The following is a 24,146-nucleotide window of genomic DNA, read 5'->3' as shown; positions in this document are numbered from 1 at the left end:
ATTGCATAGTCATATTCAATAAAATATTCATGAAAAATAAACTCATCATAAGTTGTCTTTGTGTTATTTTTGTACCATCAATTTATAAAATTAAAGCACAACAAATGTTAAAAAATATTCCTACACCAACAGCTAAATTAATTCCAAAAACCTTAGAAAAGCACAACCAAAAACGTGTAGACAATTATTTCTGGTTAAACGATAGAGAGAATCCGGAAGTGATTGATTATTTGAATCAAGAAAACAGCTATTATGAGGCTATGACTGCGGACACGAAAGGTTTTCAGAAAGAATTGTACGAAGAAATGAAAGCCCGTATTAAGGAAGACGACCAGTCGGTTCCTTATTTATACAATGGCTATTATTATATTACCCGTTTTGAAACCGGAAAAGATTATCCTATTTATTCCAGAAAAAAAGGAAGTCTTACAGCTAATGAAGAAATTTTATTCAATTGTAATGATTTGGCAAAAGGACAAAGCTACTTTCAGCTGGGAGGTTTGAGCGTGAGTCCAGATAATAAATTTGCGAGTTTTGGAATCGATACCGTAGGGAGACGTATTTACACCATACAAATTAAAAATCTTGAAACGGGAGAAATTCTTTCGGACAAGATTGAGAATGCTACCGGAAGTTCAGTTTGGGCTAATGATAATAAAACTATATTTTACACCAGACAAGATAAAGTTACGTTGCGCTCCGATAAAGTGTATAAACATAAATTAGCGACTGATGCTACAGATGATGTTTTGGTTTTTAATGAAAAAGACGATACATTCAACGTTTCGGTGAGTAAAGAAAAATCCAAAAAATATATTGTAATAGGTTCAGGAAGTACGTTAACTACTGAGTATAGAATTTTAAATTCAGAAAATCCAGACGGAGAATTTGTAGTTTTTCAACCAAGAGTTCGCGGATTAGAATACAGTATTTCTCATTTTGGAGATTCTTTTTATATCATGACAAATAAGGATAAAGCAACTAATTTTAAGTTGATGAAAACTCCTGAAAACGCTACTGCAAAAGAAAATTGGAAAGATGTAATTCCGCACCGAGAAGATGTTTTACTTGAAGATATTGAGATTTTTAGCAACTATTTGGTTGTCGAGGAACGTTCTAATGGTTTAAATCATATTCGCATAATGCCATGGAGTGGAGAAGGAGAGTATTACTTGCCTTTTGGTAGTGAAACGTACAATGCTTACACCACTACAAATGTTGATTTTGACACTGATATCTTGCGTTACAGCTACCAATCATTGGCTACACCATCTTCAGTTATTGATTTTAATATGAAGACCAAGGATAAAGAAATCATGAAAGAACAACAGGTTTTAGGTGGAAAATTTGATAAAAATAATTACATCGAAGAACGCGTTTGGGCTACTGCAACTGATGGAACCAAAGTGCCAATTTCTATGGTGTACAAGAAAGGGTTAATAAAAGACGGAAATAATCCAGTATTGCTTTATGCGTATGGTTCTTATGGAGTGACAATGGATACGTACTTTTCATCAACACGTTTGTCAATTTTAGACCGTGGATTTGTTTTTGCAATTGCACACATTCGTGGTGGTGAAGATTTAGGTAGACAATGGTATGAAGACGGAAAATTATTGAAAAAGAAAAATACATTTACTGATTTTATTGATTGTTCCAAATTTTTAATTCAGGAAAAATATACTTCACCTAAGCATTTATATGCCGAAGGTGGTTCAGCAGGAGGTTTGTTGATGGGAGCGGTAATCAATATGGCACCAGAACTGTATAATGGAGTAATAGCTCAGGTTCCTTTTGTGGATGTTATCACAACTATGCTTGATGACACGATTCCGCTTACAACAGGAGAATACGACGAGTGGGGAAACCCAAATGAAAAAAAATCGTATGATTATATGTTGTCGTATTCGCCTTATGATAATGTAAAAGCGCAAAAATACCCCAATATGTATGTTTCTACTGGACTTCATGATTCTCAAGTACAATATTGGGAACCTGCCAAGTGGGTTGCAAAACTAAGAACTGTAAAAACAAATGATACCGTTTTGTATCTAAATACAAATATGGATGCAGGGCACGGTGGTGCTTCTGGTCGATTTGAAGCCCTTAAGGAATTAGCAAAGGAATATAGTTTTTTATTAGATTTAGAAGAAATTAAAAACTAATTAGATATTTATTGTTAGATTTGTAACATTCGAGGTTTAATAAAAAATTGCCACGACTAACTATTTTTTTATGAAAAAAGAAATAACTGCTTATAGTAATGTGTTAGAATTGATAGGTAATACTCCGCTTATTAAGCTAAATAAAGTCACAGAAGATTTAAAAGGTAATTTCTACGCTAAAGTAGAAGCTTTTAACCCTGGACATTCATCTAAAGATAGAATTGCATTATTCATAATTGAGGAAGCGGAAAAGAGAGGTATTTTATCACCTGGTGATACCATAATTGAAACTACATCCGGTAATACAGGTTTTAGTTTAGCAATGGTCAGTATCATAAAAGGTTACAACTGTATTCTAGCTGTTAGTTCTAAATCATCTAAAGATAAAATTGACATGCTTCGCAGCTTGGGTGCTAAAGTATATGTTTGTCCCGCTCATGTTTCTGCAGATGATGAACGTTCTTATTATAACGTAGCCAAACGTTTGCACGAGGAAACAAAAGGTTCGGTTTATATCAATCAGTATTTCAATCAGTTGAATGTTGACGCACATTACAAGTCGACTGGTCCAGAAATTTGGAAACAAACTAATGGTGCAATTACACACTTAATTGCATGCAGTGGAACGGGTGGAACTATTTCTGGTACGGCAAAATACTTAAAAGAGCAAAATCCAAATATTAGAATTCTTGGAGTGGATGCATTTGGTTCAGTATTGAAAAAATATCATGAAACCAAAGAATTCGATAATGATGAAATTTATCCGTATCGAATTGAAGGCTTGGGTAAAAATTTAATTCCATCTGCTACAGATTTTGATATTATTGACAAGTTCATGAAAGTTACAGACGAGGAAAGTGCTCATGCTACAAGAGAAATAGCCAGAAAAGAAGGTTTATTTGTTGGATACACCTCAGGAGCTGTAATGCAAGCAATACGTCAATATGCAGAAGAAGGTGAATTTGACGAAAACAGTAACGTAATAGCAATTTTTCCTGATCACGGTTCTCGTTATATGAGTAAAGTATTTAGCGATGATTGGATGAATGAACAAGGTTTCTTTGATAGCATCAATGAGGAAGAAGTTCAAAAAATTGAAATGATAAAATAGTTTTTACATCACAAATAAATAAAAAAGTCCTATTTGCAAAAGAGCAATTGGGACTTTTTTTATGGAGATAAGAAGAATTATTTTTTATTCCAATAATTCAGGATTATTAAGAATTAACTCAATTTTTTTAATTGTGATTGTGATTTGACTCATTTGCAGTTCTATATTTCTAAAAAAGAGACTGATATCTCTATTGACCCAACTTTCAGAAATAACTCTGGCGCCTAAACTAATTCTTAAAATAGCACTTTCAATTTCAGTAGTATATTTGACATTAACTGCTTGGCCAATATGACATTTTTGGGCAGCAAGCCGAATGATTTCTAATGAAGAACCTTCAAACTGATCCGATAAATCAGAATTTAATAAAGTATATAGTTTTTTAACTTTATCAACTGTTAACACTTCATTGTTTCTAAAAATAAAGAATGGAAAAATAGTACGAATGTTTCTTATTCCAAATTCTTTACTGTTGTAACTTTTCGTTTTTGTTTCATCATCATAAATAGGCTGTAAAAAAGTAGCCTCTTTTATGGAGTCATCCACAAAATTGCAAAACATCTCAATACCCATATTTCGATATAAAACGGGTGTTTTGTAATACCTGTCCATTTCAACAACAGCAGCATTCCAGCGCATATAAGAGCCATAGTTATAGCCATCTGATAATTCATTGGAACAAAACCATGTAGTAGGCCAATCAGATCGATTATAATACTGAGTTAGGCCTTTTGGCAAAGTGTTTTTTACAGAATGAATTAATTTATTGACACTCTGCGGTAAAATCAATGCACCGCAGTAAGGTGGTCCTGTGAAGAACTTACTTCCTGTTATGGTAACAATATATCCTTTGTTTAAATAATTTTGTATGTCTTTTGGATCTAGTCTAAGTTGCGAACCATCTACAATTATTTGAATTGATAAATCCTCTAGTGTTTTTAGTTTTTTAGCAAACTCATCACTTGGAGATTGATACCCTAATTTAGATTGGTCCATAGTGTGTAATACAATATGCCTGCCTAAATTTTTGGTTCTAACTACCGCGTCAAATACTTCCTTATCTAATTGAGCGGAAGATTTTAATGCGCCATTTTGATCTCTAAATGGGATTTGAATTAAATCAACATCTCTAAAACCTTCAATTTTTGTATCTTTTTTTATTGGATAATTTAATGCAGTAGTGTTTTCAAAATGACATCCTTTCAATGCTGCTGCTACTCCGCTACCGGTTTCATCAGAAGCAACCAGAATATGTGTAACTTCTTTATCGGAAATAATTTGTGTTATAGCTGCTATTTGAAGTGAAGAATCCGTACCTGATGGTGAAAAAATTATTTCACATTCCTCATTTAATTTGAATGTTTTTCTAAGATTGTTTTTTAATAATTCAGAAAACTCGATAGTTGTATTTTTAAAACCATTTTTCAAGCTATTTCTAATTAGCATACTTCTCACTTTGTCGGTCTTATCAAATGCAAAATTAGAGACACTGGACGCCGTAGACGAGGCAAAAGTAAATGCGTCAGGTCTTGGAAATGGGCGACATCCGTATTTGTTTAGCAAATGAATTTCGTCGATATTCAATCTAAGATCTCCTCCAGACATTAACAAGAATTCTGTGGGTTTTGCAAGATTTTCAATAATAGGTTTCCAAGATTCTTTGATTTCAATGTTTAAATTTTGTAAACCATGAAATGTTTGAAGCTCTTCGTTTATTAATGGAGTTTCAGTATTTAAATTGGTACTATTTTTAATTAAATTAGTTAAAACATAATCAAGATTTTTTAATTTTTCTTTATCATCTTTAGGTAATAAATTATAAAATATACGAGTCACCTCAAGAGCTGCAATATCACATAAAACAACATCTTTTTTTTCGGCATCCAAAGCTTTGTACCATAGTTGCCATTCGATTCCATATCTTAAATAGACTAGAGCTAAAATAGGCTTGTCCAAAAAATCAGAACCAATTATAATTGATTTATTCGGAACAATTTTGAAAATAGTAGGCTCACTGGTTGAAGTGATAATATCGATATTATTTATCTTAGGTACAGTATTAAATCTTTTTAGAATGCGAACTAAATAGTCAACGTTTTCTTTTTCAAATAAACTGTTTCTTTTATATTGATTTTCTATTAGAATGTTGTTGGTCATAAAACTTATAATTTTATACGTTCGTTAGAACGATATTCTGTATTTTGCTATATAGCTAATTAAATAAATACATTCAATCACAGACTATATTGTGTAATAAATTCAAAAAAAAATTAAATTTTCTCTGTGCGTCCTTTGTTTTAAATAATGAAATCTTTAAAAATCATGGTGCTCCCAATAGTTTGATGTACTGCTTGTTTTCAAGTTGATACAATTTTTTTTTAAGAGTTAGCAAATATATGAAACTTGAGAGAGTAAAAAAGATATAAAAACTTGTTTGTCAAAGTATAAATGAATCCTTTAAACAAAAAAATATAGTAGTTATGTTATTGATTCATATATTATTAAGCAAAAAAAACTCTAGCATAGCTAGAGTTTTAAATATAATAGTCATGAGGTCTAAGCTTCTTCCATGGTATGATATACGTTCATCACGTCATCATCTTCTTCAATTTTTTCAATTAATTTCTCCACATCAGCCATTTCTGCTTCCGTTAATTTTTTAGTGATTTGCGGAATACGTTCAAAACCTGAAGATAAAATTTCTATGCCGCGGCTTTCAAGTTCTTTTTGGATGGTTCCAAAACTTCCAAAAGGAGCATAAATTAGGATTCCATCTTCATCAGCAAAAATTTCTTCGGCGCCAAAATCAATAAACTCTAATTCTAGTTCTTCTACGTCTTGATTGTTATTTGGAATTCTAAAATTACAAGTATGATCAAACATAAACTCAACAGAACCTTGTGTTCCTAAGGTACCGTTGCATTTATTAAAATAGCTTCTTATGTTAGCTACAGTTCGGTTATTGTTATCCGTTGCCGTTTCTATCAAAATTGCAATCCCGTGTGGTGCATAGCCTTCAAATAATTGTTCTTTGTAGTTTGCAGTATCTTTATCGGTAGCTTTTTTGATAGCACGCTCTACATTTTCTTTAGGCATGTTTACTGCCTTCGAGTTTTGGATGACAGCTCTTAGTCTGGAGTTGGCCTCTGGATTTGGACCACCTTCTTTAACCGCCATTACAATATCTTTACCTATTCTGGTAAATGCTTTGGCCATTGCTGACCAACGTTTCATTTTTCTTCCTTTTCTAAACTCAAACGCTCTTCCCATTTCTTTTTCTTATTTTGAACTGCAAAAATACACTTATTCTAAACTTTATGCAATGATTTTATTTCTTGTAAAAAGGTAATTTTACCACTTTGGCAGGAACATCATTTTTACGAATTCTGATAAAAATATCGCTCTCTAAAGCACTGTTTTCAACAGTTACATAACCCATTCCTATTCCCTTATTCATAGATGGCGACATCGTTCCGGAAGTCACAATCCCTATTACATTTCCAGCTGCATCTACGATTTCATAATCATGTCTTGGCACCGCGCGCTCTTGCATTTCAAAAGCTACTAATTTTTTAGTAACCCCAGCTTCTTTTTGTGTTTTCAAGTTTTCTGAATTGGTGAATTCTTTAGTGAATTTCGTAATCCAGCCCAAACCTGCTTCCAAAGGGGAAGTTGTGTCATTGATGTCATTTCCGTATAAACAGAAACCCATTTCTAATCGCAACGTGTCACGAGCCGCAAGACCAATTGGCTTGATGCCAAAATTCGCACCCGCTTCAAAAACTTTATTCCAAATTTGTTCTATCTCTTCGTTTTTACAATATATTTCAAAACCTCCAGAACCAGTATAACCCGTTGCTGATATTATTACGTTTTCAATACCTGCAAATTCACCCACTTCAAAATGATAATACGGAATCGCTGATAGATCTTTTGAAGTCAACGATTGCATCGCTTCAACCGCTTTGGGTCCTTGAATCGCCAATAAAGAATAATCATCCGAAAGGTTTTTCATCTCCACACCCAAATCATTTTGAGCCGAAATCCAATCCCAATCCTTGTCAATATTCGATGCATTTACCACTAATAAGTACTGCTCGTCTTTCATTTTATAAACCAGCAAATCGTCTACAATTCCACCATCATTGTTTGGCAAGCAAGAATATTGCGCTTTTCCAATAGTCAAAGTCGAAGCATCATTTGAAGTCACTTTTTGAATCAAAGCCAATGCATTTGGTCCCGTAAGCAGGAATTCACCCATGTGAGAAACGTCAAAAACACCCACGGCATTACGCACCGTTTCATGTTCAGCATTCACGCCTTCATATAAAATGGGCATATTGTATCCGGCAAACGGAAGCATTTTTGCTCCCAAACTCTCGTGTATGTGCGTAAGCGCAGTATTTTTCATTGTGTTTTTATATAAAATTTGAAGTGGCTAATTTATTGATTTTATTTCGGGTTACAAAGGCAGAGCGAAGCAAAATTTAAAGTTTCAAACGTTTTCGAAACAATTCATATTATAGAGTTTACAACCATTTTCTTAGGAGCTATTTACTTCGTCACTTCGCTTCGCTCGGGTCCTGTATCCGCTGTATTCCCGCTTAACAAAAACTACGGCTAAAAAGCCTTATTTTTCTAAAGCGGGAGATGCCGCTTTAAACGAAGTTCACTGAACACCTAATAGAATAGTAGTAAAGTGAAGTAATTAGGGCTAGTTAATTTCGGTTCCACTAACGAATTTGTTTCCTATAAAATCTGTATTTTTAGACAAACAAATTTTCATGACGAATCCTATTTATATCGACCAAAAAGAAATTCTGAAACATTACAAAGAACCCGATAAACATACACACAAAGGAATTCAAGGACATGCATTAATCATTGGCGGAAGTTATGGCAAAATAGGAGCAGTGAGTTTGTCCTCTAAAGCTTGTTTAAAAACTGGTTGCGGATTAGTCTCCGTTTTTATTCCTAAATGTGGCTACACTATTCTGCAAACCGCAATTCCCGAAGTTATGGTTCTTACAGATATTCAGGAGGAAATAATTTCTAATATCACTTTCGAAATTACACCTCAAGCTATCGGAATTGGTCCCGGTTTGGGTCAAGCCGTAGAAACCCAAAATGCGCTGTATGAATTCCTAAAAAGGAACACAATTCCGCTAGTTATAGACGCTGACGCATTGAATATTATCTCTAATAATAAAAAATTATTAGCTTTAGTAAAACCAAAAACGGTCATCACGCCACATCCCAAAGAACTGGAACGATTGATAGGAAAATGGGATTCCGAAGAGGAAAAAATGAGCAGAACAATCTCCCTCTCCAAACAATACGATGTGATAATCGTAATGAAAGGCGCACCCACCAGAATCATCGATGGCGAAACTGTTTATGAAAACACCACCGGTAATGCCGCGCTTGCAACCGCCGGAACTGGCGATGTTTTAACGGGAATGATTAGCAGTTTATTGGCTCAATCCTATGAACCTGTTAGCGCCGCAATACTTGGCGTTTATCTACACGGATTAACCGCTGATATTGCGCTGCCGGAAACCGGTTATCAGTCTTTTATCGCTTCAGATGTGATTGCGAATATTGGGAAAGCTTTTTTGAGTTTAGAAAAACAGGAGTAGTAATTTGTGTTTTCTTTTAATTTCTGTTCCTTTTGTCATTCCGACGAAGGAGAAATCTCATTATAGTTTTAAGTGCGTATTTTATTTATAAACTGCGTATTCATCACCTTATTATGGATGTAATGTAATGATGAAAAAATGTTTATGATGAGATTCCTCCTTCGTCGGAATGATAGTTTACTACCAATCATTCAAGAAAATGATAATGAATTTTACACCACTTATTCGTAAGTTTGTATCCAAGCAAAATTGCTTTATCCAATTCAATTATGGAAAAAACACCTCATCTTAGAACCGTAAATGTTACGCGATACATTACTCCATTGCGGGAAGGCGGTTCTTTGCCTGCGCTCGCTGAAGCCGATGATGATTTTAAGTATGTACTGAAATTTAAAGGTGCGGGTCATGGCGTAAAAGCCTTAATTGCCGAATTAATTGGCGGCGAAATTGCACGTGTTTTAAACTTGAAAATGCCGGAATTGGTTTATGCCAATCTCGATGAAGCTTTTGGACGTAGTGAAGCCGACGAAGAAATTCAAGACTTGCTTCAAGGGAGTCAGGGACTTAACTTGGCATTACATTATTTATCTGGAGCCATTAATTTTGATCCAGTTGTGACTTTGGTTGACCCAAAACTAGCTTCCCAAATTGTTTGGTTGGATGCTTTTATTACTAATGTCGACAGAACCTTTAGAAACACCAATATGTTGATTTGGCATAAAGAATTATGGCTGATCGATCATGGAGCAAGTCTTTATTTTCATCATTCTTGGACCAATTGGGAAAAACACGCACAAAGTCCTTTTGCACTAATAAAAGATCATGTTTTGTTGCCTCAGGCTTCTTTATTGCCTGAAACGGACGAGACTTTCAAAAAAATATTGACGAAAGAGGTATTACAAAATATCGTAAATCTTATTCCAGAAGTTTGGCTACAGTGGGAAGACAGCGATGAAACCCCCGAAGCTATTCGGGAAGTCTATTTTCAGTTTTTATCCATACGTTTGAACCATTCCGAAATTTTTATAAACGAAGCACAAAATGCAAGAGAAGCACTTATATGAGTATGCCGTAATCCGTGTTGTGCCTAGGGTAGAACGCGAAGAATTCCTCAATGTGGGTATTATTCTTTTTTGTAAAAAAGCAAAATTTATAAAGGTTTTGTATTTGGTAAATGAAGCAAAACTCCAACTTTTTGCAGATGATTTGGATGTGGAACAACTGCATTTAAATGTACAAGCATTTGCAAAAGTAGCTCATGGTGAAAAATCTGGCGGGCCTATATCGCAATTTGATATTCCATCGCGTTTCCGTTGGTTAACAGCGCTTCGCAGTTCAGCGATTCAAACCTCAAGACCACACCCGGGTTTGTGTGATGATTTGGAACAAACGACGCAACGTTTGTTTGAAGAAATGGTATTGTAAATAAATTTTAAAACTGTTAAAAAGTTATTTTATAAAGAAAATAATTATTGGACGATCAACATCAGTAAATATTAAAAATTAGGCTGTGCTATTCAAGTGACGCGCAAGATGCATCCCCATACTAAAGCAAGCCTGAAGAAGATAACCACCGGTGGGCGCATCCCAGTCGAGCATTTCACCAATACAATAATTGTTTTTTTTATTTTTTAGTTGGAAATTTTCATCCACTGCATCTAGTTGTATGCCTCCTGTTGTAGATATTGCATCATTCAATAGTGCAGTGCCAGTGATTTCGATATTCAGTCTTTTTATGTTTTGTGCCAATAATTCCGAATTCAAATACGTTTCTTTTGAAAGGTATTTTTTCAACAGTCCTATCTGTGCAGGACTCAATTTTATTTCTTTCAATAATGTTTCGCTTGTCTTTTTGAAAGTTGATTTTCTGATTTTGTCTAGCAAATCTTCATACCGCAAGGTTGGTTTCAAATCTAGGGAAATTATAGCTTTTTGATGGCGCTCCAATTCCTCCCGAATTTGCGGACTAAGCGCATAAATAGCGTTGCCTTCTAAACCGAAACGCGTAATTACCGCTTCCCCTTTTTGCCTTTTATTCAAACAGCTAATCGCAATATTTTTAAGCGGACTGCCCTCATGTTCTAAGATAAAATCTTCCGGCCATGCCACACGATACGCACAATTCGAAGATTGAAAAAGAACTACAGGAATATTTTCTCTTTCAAATAAATCAAGCCAGATGCCATCAGAACCAGTAACTTTCCAGCTCCCGCCGCCCATGGCAAAAATGGTATAGTCGGATTTTATTGTAGTATCGGTATTAAAAACAAGAGTATCATTGCTCGTCCATCCCTTCCAAGTGTGTTGGTACTCAATCGCAACACCTTGCTTATTCAGCACATCCATAATAGCGTTGAGAACTGTTATAGGTTTGATACCACTTTCAGGATACACGCGCTTACTACTGCCTATGTATGTTGGAATACCAATCGAATCAATCCACTTTCTAAAGTCTTCGTTATCAAAATCAAGGAGTGCTTTCTCCAGAAAATGGGGTGGAGTGTAGCGCGCAATCAACTCCCCAATGGGTTCCGAATGGGTGAGGTTGAATCCTCCTTTTCCAGCTACTAGAAATTTTCGACCCAGTGTTTTATTTTTCTCGTAAACAGTAACCGTGAATTTATTACAATCTAATAATGCAGCAAGTATAAGCGCTGCGGGTCCTCCTCCAATAATTGAAACTGATTTTTTCACACCACAAAAATAGGTTTTGTTTTACCCATTACCCATAATAATAGGTTTTATATTAGGGTTTGGGCGTAACCCTAAAGCAGAAAATTTTTCTTTCCATTTACGTATCTGCAACTTTGGGGTCGGGCTTTTGGCTCTATCTTTATTTTTTTAAAGAAAAAAAATAAAGGATGCCGCCGCAATCCCTTACGCGAGCATCTCGAAAATGAGGAAAAATTTGGCTTATTGCTAGATTTTATTTTCTTGAAATAACATTTTCAATTGCTCAATACAAGCAGTAATCCCTTGTTCAAAACCCATTTCAATCATGGTTTCAATCTCTTTTTCATTGGAATAAAACATTTTGAATTCTACCAATGTTCCAGATGCTGTTTTTGTAAAAACAATAATTCCTGTAGCAATCGGAAACGAAGTATTTACATTTCCTTCTTCATCACAAAAACTATCTTTAATTTCAAAACTTAATTGCGGCGTAATGGCTGTGTAGTCCATGCGTCCCCAATGTTTTTCATTTTCAGGACCTACCATGGCATACAACCAGTGTCCGCCAACAGAAAAATCCATCCTTTTGGTTTCAGCTTTCCAGGGTTTTGGTGCCCACCATTGTTCTAACAATTCATTTTCTGTATAGGCACGCCAAACTTTTTCTAGTTCGGCACTAAATGTGCTTGAAACTAGAATTGTTTTTTCTTCTAAATCTTTTACAACAAGTGTTTTGGGAGTATTTTCCATTTTATTTCGATTTAAGATTGAAAATATAAAACTATTAGATTAAAGTTATTGATAGCTTTATTACTAAGAACGAAAACAAAATAAATAAAATTAATTTTATTTAAAAAAATATACAATTAACTGTAAATCAATCGATTAAAATTACAAAATATTTTTTTTCAAAACAACAAATTCCAAGGGCTCTTCTGTAATTGGAATATGAACATCACTTGCCGGAAAGGGTTGTCTTGAGCCAGTATCTTCATAACCGTTGCGTTTGTACCAAGCAATTAATTCATCTCTAACAGATATTACAGTCATGACAATTTTCGGCAATTTTAACTCTTTAGCTTGTATTTCGGCCTGTTGCAATAATTTTTTTCCAATGCCACTGTTTTGTAATTCGGGGGAAACGGTTAGCATGCCTAAATACAATTCTTGATCTTTTTCAACTAACAAAACACAACCTATAATTTGATTATTTTCAGTAAACTTGAGAATCGAATTTTTTGGATTCAAAATTGTGGTTGACAGTTCATCTTCAGTCGTTCGGAGGCCTTCTAATATATTTGCTTCAGTAGTCCATCCTTTTTTTGAGGATTCGCCACGATATGCTGAATTGATTAATGTATTTAATTGCGAAACGTCTTCTTGTGTTGCTTTTGTAATCATCCGTAATACTCTTATGTTTTAGTAATTTTCAAAGGTAAAAAAAAGCTAAATACAATTGTATATCGATAGAGATTCACTTTTTTATAAATATTTTTTGATTTAGATTAATCTTGCAGTTGGAATAATCAAAACATTGATAATCATATTTTACACTTTTTATTAAACCTATTTTCAGACAAGACTATAATAATACAAAATAGCTATTTGTAGTTTTTGTGCTTAAAGAGTACATCAGTCCAACCCGCTTTATTATTTTTATATTTAATGGGATAAATGGCAATTAACTCAAATCCATGATTTGTAGCAAAATCATATAATGTTGAAAAAGATGGAAGTCCTTTATACATATCGATAAAAGTAACTTCAAAATAAAGTAAACCAATTTTATTCTCAAGCATCGAGTTTACAGCACCCTTAAATACTTCAAGTTCATATCCTTGTGTGTCTATTTTTAAAACATCAATTATTTCAATATTTTGCTCTTGACAAAACTGGTCAATCGTGGTTACCGCTACTTCTGTCTTGTTCTTAATTTCACCCCAGCCTTCGTTACCTAACTCAAGAAAAGAACTCATATCTGACCCTGAATTTTCATTTAACATTAGTGTACTTATGGAAGAGCCAATTCCTGAATTCCAAATTTGGACATTTTCAATAGTACTGCTGTTCTTTTTTAATATTTCAAAAGTTGAAGGACTAGGTTCAAAAGAGTTAATAGTACAATTTTTAAAAATTTTTTTAAAATTGTATATTGTTTGACCTGTATTAGCTCCTATATCAAAAACCATAGGTTTTTCACAATTAATTATTTGGAAAATATCATGATAAGAGTCAATTCCCCGTGTGTCTGAGTTATATTTTATGATGTCAATGCCAAAATTTCTTGCAAATTCTCTTATTTTTCTTTTCGATATCATTTTTAATTATTCGTACTAGTTAAAATTAATTGACTTTTTATTATTACAATGTATAGCAGTTTGCATTTATGTTAGCTGTCCAATATTACAGAATTTTTTTGAATGAACAGTGTGTGAATTTAAATACAGAAGCTTATTTGTTTGTAAAAAGGGTAGAAATATTTGGGAAAATACATAAATCACTTTTATTAGCTTGTTGCTCTCGGTTCACCAGTCAATAAATCATTAAATAAGCTATAAGTCATTTTAAAAATTGATTAGCTTTATTCTTCAAATAGCGTGTTTCTGTATTTAGTCAAACCTTATAATTTTACTTACAGAAAACTAATCCATAAAAAAACCGCCCGAAAATCACTTTTCAGTCGGTTTGTAATTTTTTTCGAGTATTGAAATATTACGTCAAAAACGCTTTCAATTCCTCGTATGTTTTAATTTTAACGCTAACTTTTTCCTTACCTAAAACACTTTCAATTTGTGTTGGAATCGGTAATTGTACATTTAATGTTGGTTCAACCGTATCCAAAAACTTTATCGGATGGGCAGTTTCTAGGAAAATACCAATAGCATTCAGGTGGTTATGTAATTCTTTTTTCAATCCTAGATATCCAACAGCTCCGTGCGGTTCTGAAACGTAACCATCGGTATTGTAAATGGTTTTCATGGCTTCAATCGTTTCTGCATCTGAAAAGGTAAAGGATGAAAAATCCTTTTTGAACTGCTCCAAATCATTGTGATACATTTCCTGAATTCGGATGAAATTACTTGGATTTCCCACATCCATCGCATTCGAAATAGTAGCAATAGAAGGTTTTGGGTCATAGATTCCGTTTTCTAAAAATCTTGGAACTGTATCATTCACATTCGTAGCAGCTACGAAATGTTCAACAGGCAATCCCATTTTTTTGGCAATAATTCCCGCACAAATATTCCCAAAATTCCCGCTTGGGCAAGAGAAAACTAATGGTTTGTTTTGTTTCTTTAATGCTTTATAGGCAAAGAAGAAATAAAACATTTGAGGTAACCAGCGCGCAATATTTATCGAATTAGCTGATGTCAAGTTTTTATGTTTTAGACTTTCGTCCAAGAACGCTTTTTTGACCATATCTTGGCAATCATCAAAAACTCCGTCTACTTCAAGCGCTTTTATATTTTGTCCTAATGTTGTCAATTGTCGTTCCTGAATATCACTCACTTTCCCTGAGGGATAGAGGATAATTACTTCAACGCCTTTAACACCTAGGAAACCGCTGGCCACAGCTCCTCCGGTATCGCCAGAAGTCGCTACAAGAACGGTGTTTTCACTGTCGGATTTATCTTTATTAAAATAACCCAAACAACGCGACATGAATCGCGCGCCTACGTCCTTGAAAGCCATCGTTGGACCATGAAATAATTCTAGGGAATAAATGCCTTTTTCGACTTCGACCACAGGGAAATCGAAACATAAAGTTTCAGCAATGATTTGTTTTAAAGTATCTTCGGCTATTTCGTCACCCACAAATTGTTGTATCGCTTGAAAAGCAATTTCTTCATTACTTAAATTTTCGATTGTATCAAAAAAATCTTGTGGTAATGGTGTTATGTTTTCCGGAAAATACAATCCTTTATCAGATGCTAATCCTTGAATTACAGCTTCTTGAAAAGAAACTGTGGGTGCGTTATGGTTTAAACTGTAGTATTTCATTGTGTTTAGTAATTGTTGAATCCCCAAACCTCCCCGAAGGGAAGGGAGACGAAACTGGATTCAGAATGTGTTGTTGTAATTTTAAAATCAATAATCGTATTCCTTTTATTCCCCCTTCGGGGGTTAGGGGGATTATATAATTTTCATCCCTTCGTCATTCACCTTAGAAACGTGAATTTCATATGGTAAATTCATTTCGTCATAGACGGCGCTCATGGCCTTTGCGATTTTATCAGCGGTTTCCTTTCCTTTGCTTAAAGCAAAAATGGAAGGACCAGAACCTGATATTCCGGAACCTAAAGCGCCATTTTCGTAGGATGTTTTCTTAATTAAATCAAATCCGGGAATCAAAACACTTCGCAACGGTTCTACGATTTCGTCATGCAACGAACGTCCGATTAAGTCGTAATCTTTAGTGTACAATCCGGCGATTAATCCGCCCACATTTCCCCATTGCGTAATCGCACTTTTCAAGGAAACGGTTTGTTTTAATACTGAACGTGCATCCGAAGTTTTTAACTCAATTTGAGGATGGATAACCGTGGCGTACAATTCTGATGGACTTTCTATTTTGATAATATCTAATGGATTCGAACTTCTCACTAATGTAAATCCACCCAAAAGGGCAGGAGCAACATTATCAGCGTGAGCGTTTCCACTGGCTAATTTTTCGCCTTGCATCGCAAATAATACTAATTCTTTTCTCGTAAATGGGCGTCCGAGTAATTCATTGATTCCAAAAACTGCTCCCGCTGAACTCGCGGCACTGCTTCCAATTCCGCTTCCGGCTTTGATGTTTTTGTAAATTTCAATTTCGAATCCAAATTCGGTTTCAATAGCTTCCAACATCGCCAAAGCCGAAACTCCTGCAACATTTTTTTCGGTTTCCAAAGGCAGGTCGGCACCCACAATTTTTGTGATGCGAATCCCTTTTACATCTGATTTCCGAATAATCATTTCGTCACCTGCAGTTTCCAAACACAGTCCAAGGACATCAAATCCGCAGGAAAGATTAGCGATTGTGGCGGGGCAAAATATTTTTATTACGTTCATATATAATAGTCTTAAAGTCTAAAGTCATAAAGTGGTAAAGTCTAAGTAATGAGAGTAAAATCAAGTAGATAACTTTTAGACTTTACGACATTCGACTTTACGACTTGTTTATACGTTTCCAATTCTAATCACATCAGCAAATATTCCTGAAGCGGTAACTGCTGCTCCGGCACCGGCACCTTTTATTAATAAAGGTTGATCCACATAACGATCAGTGAAAAATAATACGATATTGTCTTTTCCTTCCAAATTGTAAAACGGATGGTCTTTCGGGATGAATCTTAAACCAACATTTGCTTTTCCATTTTCGAATTGCGCTACGTATTTCAAACGAGATTCTTTGCTTAACGCTTCTTTATAAATAGTTTCAAAATTAGCTGCATGTGTCTGTAGAGATTCAAAAAACGCTTCATTAGAAGTAGTATCCAAACATTCCGCTGGCATAAACGATTCGTTTTCAATCTCATCAATTTCCATTTTGTAACCACTTTCACGAATCAAGATTAATATCTTTCTGGCAACGTCAATTCCGCTCAAATCTATCTTTGGATCCGGCTCTGTAAATCCTTGTACACCAGCTTCTTTAACGACATTATGAAAAGTATTGTTTTCATCAAAATTATTAAAGATAAAGTTCAAACTTCCAGATAAAACGGCTTGAATTTTATTGACTTTATCGCCAGAAGCAACTAAGTTTTTAACCGTATCAATAATTGGTAATCCAGCTCCAACATTTGTTTCAAAAAGGAAAGGTGCATTAAATTGTCTGGATAATTTCTTCAGTTTTTTGTAATTGTCATACTCAGAAGCACAGGCAATTTTGTTACAAGTTACTACAGCAATATTTCGTTTTAAATACTGTTCGTACGTTTTAGAAACACTTTCATTTGCTGTGATATCCACAAAAATACTGTTGCGTAAATTCAGTTCTTTAACATTTGAAATAAACTTTTCTTTGTCAGCAGGTTCTCCTGTTTCCAGTAAAAACTGCCATTCTTTTAATGCGATTCCATCTTCATCAAAGTACATCTTTCTGGAATTAGATAAAGCAACAACGCGTAGGTTTATTTTTAAATTATTTTTCAGGAATTTCTTTTGTTGGTGAACTTGCTCTATGAATTTTTCACCTACATTTCCAACGCCCATTACAAATAGGTTCAACTGTTTGGTATTTTCTTCAAAAAAGTTTTCGTGTAGCGTATTCAATGCTTTTTTTACATCTCTTTCATTGATAACTGCTGAAATATTTCTTTCAGAAGCACCTTGTGCAATGGCTCTGATGTTGACATTGTTTTTACCTAAAGTGCTAAACATTCTACCGCTTAGACCTTGATGATTTTTCATGTTTTCACCGACTAAAGCAATAATGCAAAGGTTTTTCTCGACAATGCAAGGTTCTACTTTATTTTGTGAAATTTCCACTTCAAAAGCTTTGTTGATAGCTTCTTCCGCCACATCGGCATCAGAATTTAATATTCCGATACAAATAGAATGTTCTGATGAGGCTTGAGTAATGAAAATTACGTTGATATTTTTATTGGATAATACTTCAAAAAGCCTTTTAGAAGAGCCGGAAACACCAATCATTCCAGAGCCTTCGAGTGTTATCAGTGTGATTGCATCAATGTGTGTGATTCCTTTTACGGGATTGGATTGTGCAAAAACCTGATTGGAAATGTATGTTCCTTCTGCTGCTGGTTCGAAAGTGTTTTTAATCAGAATGGGAATATTCTTTCTCAATACCGGTTGAATAGTTGGCGGGTATAAAACTTTGGCACCAAAATGCGAAAGCTCCATAGCTTCCTGATAGGAAATGAAGGCGATAGGTTGTGCTTGTTTTACAATTTTTGGATTGGCAGTAAACATTCCGTTAACGTCAGTCCAAATTTCTAATTCATTTGCATCAAGTGCGCCTGCAAGAATTGCGGCTGTATAATCCGATCCACCGCGACCTAAAGTAGTATTGATTCCGTCAAGTGAAGCAGCAATAAATCCTGGCATAACGACCACCTGATTTTCATTTGAAGCAAAATAGTCCACAATTAATTCATTGGAAACATCAAAATTAACAACTGCTTTTCCAAAATGGTTGTTAGTTTTTATTAATTCTCGACTGTCTTTATAACTGCTATTTACTAGATTTTGTTTTAAAGCTTCTGCGATGATATACGAAGACAACAATTCACCAAAACTCAAAATTGTATCTGAAGTTCTGGATGATAATTCACCTAAAAGATAACATCCATCCAATAAGGTTTCCAGGTGATTGACGATTCTTTTGATGTGGCTCAAAAGACTGCTTTGTGAGCTCACAGGGATAAGTTCTTTTAAGGCATCTAAGTGCTTTTTCTCGATTTCTGCAAGAATATCTTTGAAACTCTCATCTCCAGCAGCCGCTTTTTGCGAAGCAAGTTGAAGCAAATCAGTTATTTTGCTGAAAGCGGAAACCACAACGATTAATTTTTCTTCTTTTGCTTTATTGATAACAATATCTAAAACCAGTTTTATATTTTGTGCATTGGCAACTGAAGTTCCTCCAAATTTTAATACTTTCATTTTTGTTTGTTTAATTTAAAAAATGCAAATGTTTATTATATACCCAAGTACTTTCTTTCTTTAGAAAAAAAATATAATAAATAGGATTATATGTAAAATGTATACCCCTAAGGGGTAGTAGTTGTTGTAAATGTAACAGAAGAAACAACTCGAAGTTGAGTTGTAAAAGAAGAGTAATATGTTTTTCTGTTGTTTATCATTTGATTTTTCAAAAGTACTGTTTTTTATAAAATTGGAAGCCTCAAATTTCCTTTTTACGAATATTTTAATTTTTCAAAACCATTCAGACGATTATTGAATATTGTTTAGTTTTCAAGGTCTATGTTGGAGCTATTCGTATTTTTAGGAAAAAATTAATTGATTTGCGATTCGTTATATCACTTTTTAAAAATATTTTAATTCTATGAATAATGCCATTTTGAGGAATTTTGCAACTTTTTTAAAATTTTTGAGAGGGAAATAACTATTAATTATTGTGCTTTATGTCTCGGATTATAAGTTGGTTAATTTACAATCATTCATTCGTGAAAATTATGTGTGTTTGTTTTTTAGCTTGAATTTTTAATTATCGTTAATAAAAGTTGTGTATTAATATAGATTTATTGAATTTTACCCTTTAAATAAGATATAAAAATGGACAACACACATTATATAAGTACGCAATTACTCAGTTTTGAAACCTTAGAAGAGATTATTTCTCATGGTAAATTATTAGCACTTTCTGAAGAGGCTAAAGTAAATATTCAGAAATGTAGGGATTATTTAGATAAAAAAATGGCTTCTCATTCAGAGCCTATCTATGGAATTAATACGGGATTTGGTTCACTTTGTAATGTGAAGATTTCAAAAGAAAACTTATCACAGTTACAAGAAAATTTAGTCAAATCGCATTCTTGTGGAACAGGAGAGGAAGTGCCAACAGAAATTGTAAAATTGATGTTGTTGCTTAAAATCCAGTCATTGAGTTATGGACATTCCGGAATTCAATTACAAACGGTGGAACGATTGATTGCGTTTTACAATAATGATATTCTTCCTGTAATTTATACACAAGGATCTCTAGGAGCCTCGGGAGATTTAGCTCCATTAGCACATTTATCGTTACCATTATTAGGTGAAGGCGAGGTACATTTTGAAGGTAAGAAAGTACATTCAGGTTTAGTTTTGAAACAATTTGATTGGGAACCAATTGTATTGCAGTCTAAAGAAGGATTGGCTTTATTGAATGGGACTCAATTTATGAGTGCCTATGGAGCTCATATTTTGATGAAAGTAAGTAAATTTTCTTATTTGGCAGATTTAATAGGAACTATTTCATTAGAAGCTTTTGATGGAAGAATAGAGCCTTTTCATGAATTGATACATTTTATCAGACCTCATAAAGGACAAATTGTAACTGCAAATCGTATAAAAGGATTTTTGGAAGGAAGTACAATCATCGAACAAGAAAAAAAACATGTTCAAGATCCCTATTCTTTTAGATGTATGCCTCAAGTCCACGGCGCATCAAAAGATGCATTTGATTACGTAAAGAAAGTTTTTAAAACAGAGATTAATTCGGTGACGGATAATCCTAATATATTCATTGAAAGTGACCAAATTATTTCTGGAGGTAATTTTCACGGGCAACCTTTAGCATTAGCTTTAGATTTTATGGCAATTGCTTTAGCTGAACTAGGAAGTATTTCGGAACGAAGAACCTATCAGTTGATTTCTGGTTTGAGAAGTCTTCCTGCATTTTTAGTGGATAATCCAGGATTAAATTCCGGTTTGATGATTCCACAATATACAGCGGCAAGTATCGCCAGTCAAAATAAACAATTGGCAACTCCTGCCAGTATTGACAGTATTGTTTCCAGTAACGGACAAGAAGATCATGTAAGTATGGGTGCTAATGCAGCTACAAAAGCGTTACGTGTTTTAGATAATTTAGAACGTATTTTAGCGATTGAACTTATGAATGCTTCTCAGGCTATTGAATACAGACGACCATTGCAATCCAGCGATTTTATCGAAATGTTTTTAAGCGCCTATCGTCAGGAAGTTCCTTTGATAAAAGAGGATAGAATCTTGCATTATGATATTGAGAATACGGTTTCGTTTTTAAACACTTTTCAAATAGAAAATGATTTGTTAACAATGGCTTAACATTAGCATTGAATAATGAAGTAATTTTGCCAAACTAAATTTTAATGAAATGAATATAAATAATTTTTTCCAATTTTTGGTTCCTAAAGACAAAAAGTTCTTTCCTCTATTTGAAGAAGCATCTAGTAATTTAATTGAAATTGCTACAAACTTGCACGAAGCTGTAAATCTTCCTTTGAGGGAACGTGAAGTTCTTTTTCAGAAAATTGATGCTTTAGAGCAAAAAGGAGAAGATATTACTCGTCAAACAAATTTAGAATTAAGTAGAAATTTCATTACACCTTTTGATAGGGAAGACATACACTCATTGATTACTTCTATAGATAATGTAGCAGATAACCTTCACGGTGCAGCAAGTAGAATGAGGTTGTATCAAGTAGATAAAATCACTAAATCAATTCGTAAATTAACTGAAATTAATCTTGAAGCTTGTCAAAATATTGATATTGCGGTTAGAGAGTTGAGAGATTTGAAAAAAATCAAGAATATTACTGATGCTTGTGTTAGAATAAATAAATTGGAGAATAAATCAGATAATGTTTATGATAAAGCAGTTCTTGATTTATTTGAAAACGAAACGGATGCAAAAAATATTATCAAGTACAAAGAAGTATTGTCAGTTCTAGAAACTGCGGCAGATAAATGTAAAAGTGTAGCAAGTGTTTTAGAGTCAATTTCTGTTAAACATTCTTAACCCAACCGGTTTTATTCTGAAATTATAGTTATGGAATTTACTCTACTTATAGTCATTATAGTTCTGGCTTTAATATTTGATTACATCAACGGTTTTCATGATGCTGCTAATGCTATAGCGACTGTTGTTGCTACAAAAGTATTAACTCCTTTCCAAGCAGTAGTTTGGGCGGCATTCTTTAACTTTTTGGCGTATTGGGTTTTTGGTTTTGGTGTTGCTGATACAGTTGCAAAAACAGCCAATACTTTGGAAATTAATTTAGTTGTAATCCTTGCCGGAGTTATAGCTGCAATTATTTGGAATTTGTTCACTTGGTGGCAAGGAATTCCATCGAGTTCATCACATACTCTTATCGGAGGATTTGCTGGAGCTGCCATTGCACATGCTATTGCAGTTCATGGTTTTTTTGGATATGAAGTTATTGAAGGAACACAAGTTCATACAGCATACTGGTATGATACTGTAAACTGGTATACTGCAGGAAAAAATGGAGGTTTCCCTTCTGGGGTTTTAATAATTATCGCTTTTATCGTTTTAGCTCCTTTATTGGGTGCTTTGATGTCTTATTTGATTTCAATATGGCTTCTAAATGCCTCTAGAAGAAGTGTATATCCTAAGATTTTTACAATTTTATTAATGTTATTGACTATCTGGTTTGTGGAAAGTCAAATGGTTTATTTCGATGACATCAAAAAAACTCGATTTGACTCTCATTTTTGGAGTGTAGTTTTTGAATCGCATAATATTAAGTGGTTTTTAGTTGCATTTATTATACTATCTATAAGTTCTTTTTGTTTGTTTTTTAGTAGTTTAAACCTGCACCAATCAACTTTTTGGTTAAAGAAAATGCAGTTATTGTCATCTGCAGCTTTTAGTTTAGGTCACGGTGGTAATGACTCTCAAAAAGTTATGGGGATTATTGCCGCAGCAGTAACTGTTTACATTCAAACTAGTGGAATTGCTCAAGAAAGTTTACCAGATTGGTTAGATGTTGTTCTTCCGGACGAAAATGGGGTTTTCAAAATGCCAGAGTGGATTCCTCTTGCCTGTTATTCTGCAATTGCAGCTGGTACTTTGAGTGGAGGATGGAAAATTGTGAAAACAATGGGGTCTAAAATCACAAAAGTAACTTCTTTTGAAGGTGTTGCAGCAGAAACCGCCGGAGCTTTGACATTATATTTTACGGAACATTTTAAAGTGCCTGTAAGTACCACACACACTATCACTGGATCTATTATTGGAGTTGGACTTACTAAAAGAGTTTCTGCTGTACGATGGGGAATGACAGTTAGCTTATTATGGGCTTGGGTTTTAACAATTCCAATTTCTGCAATATTAGCAGCAATCATTTATTATATATTTAGTATTTTTATTTAATACTTAAATTACAAACATCAAAAAAACCATTCTTATATGAATGGTTTTTTTATGCTCTAAAATTAAGCTTCTACAATTGTATATCCTGAATTTCCTTAGTTTTATCAAATATGCTTTTTGCAAAAGAGCAAGTGGGTATAATTTTAAAATTGTTTTCTCGAGCATATTGTACAGCTTCTAATATCATTTTCTTTCCCACACTTTGACCTTTAAAATCAGGATTTACCTCGGTGTGGTCAATGATAAATGTTTTAGTTCCTGACCAAGTATAGGTCATTTTTCCAATTTCTACTTCTTGTATAACGGCTTTAAAATGGCCACTTGTAGTTTCGTTTATATGTTCTATTTTCATGAATATCTTATTTAATTCTTGTTACTTTACAATTTAAGAGTTTTTAATTATTGCTATTTACGCTTAGGGAAAACCTCCCTAAAAACTAGTTTTGTTTTTATCATAGCGTTTTAAAAGGGGGTATTGATAAGTAGCAATAATATTATCGCTGCGCAGTTCAGTTGTCACAAATATTTTTAACCTAATAGAAATAACACTATTGATATATAAAAAAAAACGGCACTGCTGCGAAGAATTATCGCAAAGTACTCGTTCATTTTTTATACTTATTACATTTTGTAACCCGTTGGGTGAAATTAAATTAAGGAAAAAAATCGGGGAAAGATATTGGTCAAGATACTGAAATTCAGTATCTTGAAGTTGCAAAACAAACCAA

Annotated in this window: 20 protein-coding genes; 8 read left to right on the top strand and 12 right to left on the bottom strand. The window is 33.9% G+C overall.

Annotated elements, in window-relative coordinates; all coding sequences use genetic code 11:
- Positions 1 to 29 precede the first annotated feature (29 nt).
- A complete protein-coding gene (locus DFR66_RS02085) occupies positions 30 to 2,165 on the top strand; it encodes a S9 family peptidase (protein ID WP_199755480.1) in 2,136 nt (711 codons plus the stop codon).
- Positions 2,166 to 2,235: 70 nt separating this feature from the next.
- Positions 2,236 to 3,276, top strand: coding sequence for a PLP-dependent cysteine synthase family protein (locus DFR66_RS02080; protein WP_114753202.1), 1,041 nt, complete (start codon positions 2,236 to 2,238; stop codon positions 3,274 to 3,276).
- Positions 3,277 to 3,360: 84 nt separating this feature from the next.
- Here the strand turns inward: DFR66_RS02080 and DFR66_RS02075 are convergent, their stop codons facing one another.
- The 3 genes from DFR66_RS02075 to gcvT form a co-directional block, all read right to left on the bottom strand.
- Positions 3,361 to 5,433 carry a hypothetical protein gene (locus DFR66_RS02075; protein ID WP_114753201.1) on the bottom strand — a complete coding sequence of 691 codons (2,073 nt, stop codon included), beginning with the start codon at positions 5,431 to 5,433 and terminating at the stop codon, positions 3,361 to 3,363.
- Between the two features lie 399 nt (positions 5,434 to 5,832).
- A complete protein-coding gene (locus DFR66_RS02070) occupies positions 5,833 to 6,546 on the bottom strand; it encodes a YebC/PmpR family DNA-binding transcriptional regulator (protein WP_114753200.1) in 714 nt (237 codons plus the stop codon).
- Between the two features lie 58 nt (positions 6,547 to 6,604).
- A complete protein-coding gene (gene gcvT, locus DFR66_RS02065; protein WP_114753199.1) occupies positions 6,605 to 7,687 on the bottom strand; it encodes a glycine cleavage system aminomethyltransferase GcvT in 1,083 nt (360 codons plus the stop codon).
- A gap of 373 nt (positions 7,688 to 8,060) precedes the next feature.
- Here gcvT and DFR66_RS02060 point away from each other — a divergent pair, with 373 nt between their 5' ends.
- The 3 genes from DFR66_RS02060 (at position 8,061) to DFR66_RS02050 (ending at position 10,340) form a co-directional block, all read left to right on the top strand.
- A complete protein-coding gene (locus tag DFR66_RS02060; protein ID WP_114753198.1) occupies positions 8,061 to 8,915 on the top strand; it encodes an NAD(P)H-hydrate dehydratase in 855 nt (284 codons plus the stop codon).
- A 269-nt stretch (positions 8,916 to 9,184) separates the two neighbouring features.
- Positions 9,185 to 9,979: a HipA family kinase gene (locus DFR66_RS02055; RefSeq protein WP_114753441.1), complete on the top strand. Its 795-nt coding sequence runs from the start codon at positions 9,185 to 9,187 to the stop codon at positions 9,977 to 9,979.
- Positions 9,957 to 10,340: a DUF3037 domain-containing protein gene (locus tag DFR66_RS02050; RefSeq protein WP_114753197.1), complete on the top strand. Its 384-nt coding sequence runs from the start codon at positions 9,957 to 9,959 to the stop codon at positions 10,338 to 10,340. The genes DFR66_RS02055 and DFR66_RS02050 overlap by 23 nt, the downstream gene beginning before the upstream one ends.
- A 78-nt stretch (positions 10,341 to 10,418) precedes the next feature.
- Here DFR66_RS02050 and DFR66_RS02045 read toward each other — a convergent pair whose 3' ends face one another.
- The 7 genes from DFR66_RS02045 to thrA form a co-directional block, all read right to left on the bottom strand.
- Entirely contained in the window at positions 10,419 to 11,609 is a 1,191-nt protein-coding gene (locus DFR66_RS02045; RefSeq protein ID WP_114753196.1) for a BaiN/RdsA family NAD(P)/FAD-dependent oxidoreductase, read from the bottom strand.
- Between the two features lie 225 nt (positions 11,610 to 11,834).
- Complete coding sequence (locus DFR66_RS02040) at positions 11,835 to 12,338, bottom strand: SRPBCC family protein (RefSeq protein ID WP_114753195.1); 504 nt, start codon at positions 12,336 to 12,338, stop codon at positions 11,835 to 11,837.
- A gap of 141 nt (positions 12,339 to 12,479) precedes the next feature.
- On the bottom strand, positions 12,480 to 12,989 hold the full coding sequence (locus tag DFR66_RS02035) for a GNAT family N-acetyltransferase (RefSeq protein WP_114753194.1): 510 nt from the start codon (positions 12,987 to 12,989) through the stop codon (positions 12,480 to 12,482).
- Positions 12,990 to 13,189: 200 nt separating this feature from the next.
- Positions 13,190 to 13,906, bottom strand: a complete 717-nt coding sequence (locus tag DFR66_RS02030; RefSeq protein WP_114753193.1) for an FkbM family methyltransferase — start codon at positions 13,904 to 13,906, stop codon at positions 13,190 to 13,192.
- Positions 13,907 to 14,300: 394 nt separating this feature from the next.
- Positions 14,301 to 15,590: a threonine synthase gene (gene thrC / locus DFR66_RS02025; RefSeq protein ID WP_114753192.1), complete on the bottom strand. Its 1,290-nt coding sequence runs from the start codon at positions 15,588 to 15,590 to the stop codon at positions 14,301 to 14,303.
- Positions 15,591 to 15,722: 132 nt separating this feature from the next.
- A complete protein-coding gene (locus tag DFR66_RS02020; protein WP_114753191.1) occupies positions 15,723 to 16,643 on the bottom strand; it encodes a homoserine kinase in 921 nt (306 codons plus the stop codon).
- A 108-nt stretch (positions 16,644 to 16,751) separates the two neighbouring features.
- Positions 16,752 to 19,199, bottom strand: coding sequence for a bifunctional aspartate kinase/homoserine dehydrogenase I (gene thrA, locus DFR66_RS02015; protein ID WP_114753190.1), 2,448 nt, complete (start codon positions 19,197 to 19,199; stop codon positions 16,752 to 16,754).
- Positions 19,200 to 19,832: 633 nt separating this feature from the next.
- Between thrA and hutH the strand changes: the two genes are divergently transcribed.
- Genes hutH through DFR66_RS02000 form a run of 3 tightly spaced genes read left to right on the top strand, consistent with a single transcriptional unit; the run spans position 19,833 to position 23,418 of the window.
- Positions 19,833 to 21,347, top strand: a complete 1,515-nt coding sequence (gene hutH, locus DFR66_RS02010; protein WP_114753189.1) for a histidine ammonia-lyase — start codon at positions 19,833 to 19,835, stop codon at positions 21,345 to 21,347.
- 49 nt (positions 21,348 to 21,396) lie between these two features.
- A complete protein-coding gene (locus DFR66_RS02005; protein ID WP_114753188.1) occupies positions 21,397 to 22,041 on the top strand; it encodes a DUF47 domain-containing protein in 645 nt (214 codons plus the stop codon).
- Between the two features lie 30 nt (positions 22,042 to 22,071).
- A complete protein-coding gene (locus DFR66_RS02000) occupies positions 22,072 to 23,418 on the top strand; it encodes an inorganic phosphate transporter (RefSeq protein ID WP_114753187.1) in 1,347 nt (448 codons plus the stop codon).
- A 70-nt stretch (positions 23,419 to 23,488) separates the two neighbouring features.
- Here DFR66_RS02000 and DFR66_RS01995 read toward each other — a convergent pair whose 3' ends face one another.
- Complete coding sequence (locus DFR66_RS01995; protein ID WP_114753186.1) at positions 23,489 to 23,770, bottom strand: GNAT family N-acetyltransferase; 282 nt, start codon at positions 23,768 to 23,770, stop codon at positions 23,489 to 23,491.
- A 78-nt stretch (positions 23,771 to 23,848) separates the two neighbouring features.
- Positions 23,849 to 24,146: hypothetical protein (locus DFR66_RS13960; protein ID WP_208630918.1), on the bottom strand; the 298-nt coding region annotated here is incomplete at its 5' end.

It is taken from the genome of Flavobacterium glaciei (assembly GCF_003350545.1).
Taxonomy (GTDB): Bacteria; Bacteroidota; Bacteroidia; order Flavobacteriales; family Flavobacteriaceae; genus Flavobacterium; species Flavobacterium glaciei.
Note: the sequence above shows the minus strand (reverse complement) of the source record. Positions and strands in the feature narration are given on the sequence as shown.

What these genes read in the sequence shown, in the direction of transcription:
- DFR66_RS02085 (WP_199755480.1), top strand. Translation starts at nt 30, where the DNA reads ATGAAAAATAAACTCATCATAAGTTGTCTTTGTGTTATTTTTGTACCA.
- DFR66_RS02080 (WP_114753202.1), top strand. Translation starts at nt 2,236, where the DNA reads ATGAAAAAAGAAATAACTGCTTATAGTAATGTGTTAGAATTGATAGGT.
- DFR66_RS02075 (WP_114753201.1), bottom strand. Translation starts at nt 5,433, where the DNA reads ATGACCAACAACATTCTAATAGAAAATCAATATAAAAGAAACAGTTTA.
- DFR66_RS02070 (WP_114753200.1), bottom strand. Translation starts at nt 6,546, where the DNA reads ATGGGAAGAGCGTTTGAGTTTAGAAAAGGAAGAAAAATGAAACGTTGG.
- gcvT (WP_114753199.1), bottom strand. Translation starts at nt 7,687, where the DNA reads ATGAAAAATACTGCGCTTACGCACATACACGAGAGTTTGGGAGCAAAA.
- DFR66_RS02060 (WP_114753198.1), top strand. Translation starts at nt 8,061, where the DNA reads ATGACGAATCCTATTTATATCGACCAAAAAGAAATTCTGAAACATTAC.
- DFR66_RS02055 (WP_114753441.1), top strand. Translation starts at nt 9,185, where the DNA reads ATGGAAAAAACACCTCATCTTAGAACCGTAAATGTTACGCGATACATT.
- DFR66_RS02050 (WP_114753197.1), top strand. Translation starts at nt 9,957, where the DNA reads ATGCAAGAGAAGCACTTATATGAGTATGCCGTAATCCGTGTTGTGCCT.
- DFR66_RS02040 (WP_114753195.1), bottom strand. Translation starts at nt 12,338, where the DNA reads ATGGAAAATACTCCCAAAACACTTGTTGTAAAAGATTTAGAAGAAAAA.
- DFR66_RS02035 (WP_114753194.1), bottom strand. Translation starts at nt 12,989, where the DNA reads ATGATTACAAAAGCAACACAAGAAGACGTTTCGCAATTAAATACATTA.
- DFR66_RS02030 (WP_114753193.1), bottom strand. Translation starts at nt 13,906, where the DNA reads ATGATATCGAAAAGAAAAATAAGAGAATTTGCAAGAAATTTTGGCATT.
- thrC (WP_114753192.1), bottom strand. Translation starts at nt 15,590, where the DNA reads ATGAAATACTACAGTTTAAACCATAACGCACCCACAGTTTCTTTTCAA.
- DFR66_RS02020 (WP_114753191.1), bottom strand. Translation starts at nt 16,643, where the DNA reads ATGAACGTAATAAAAATATTTTGCCCCGCCACAATCGCTAATCTTTCC.
- thrA (WP_114753190.1), bottom strand. Translation starts at nt 19,199, where the DNA reads ATGAAAGTATTAAAATTTGGAGGAACTTCAGTTGCCAATGCACAAAAT.
- hutH (WP_114753189.1), top strand. Translation starts at nt 19,833, where the DNA reads ATGGACAACACACATTATATAAGTACGCAATTACTCAGTTTTGAAACC.
- DFR66_RS02005 (WP_114753188.1), top strand. Translation starts at nt 21,397, where the DNA reads ATGAATATAAATAATTTTTTCCAATTTTTGGTTCCTAAAGACAAAAAG.
- DFR66_RS02000 (WP_114753187.1), top strand. Translation starts at nt 22,072, where the DNA reads ATGGAATTTACTCTACTTATAGTCATTATAGTTCTGGCTTTAATATTT.
- DFR66_RS01995 (WP_114753186.1), bottom strand. Translation starts at nt 23,770, where the DNA reads ATGAAAATAGAACATATAAACGAAACTACAAGTGGCCATTTTAAAGCC.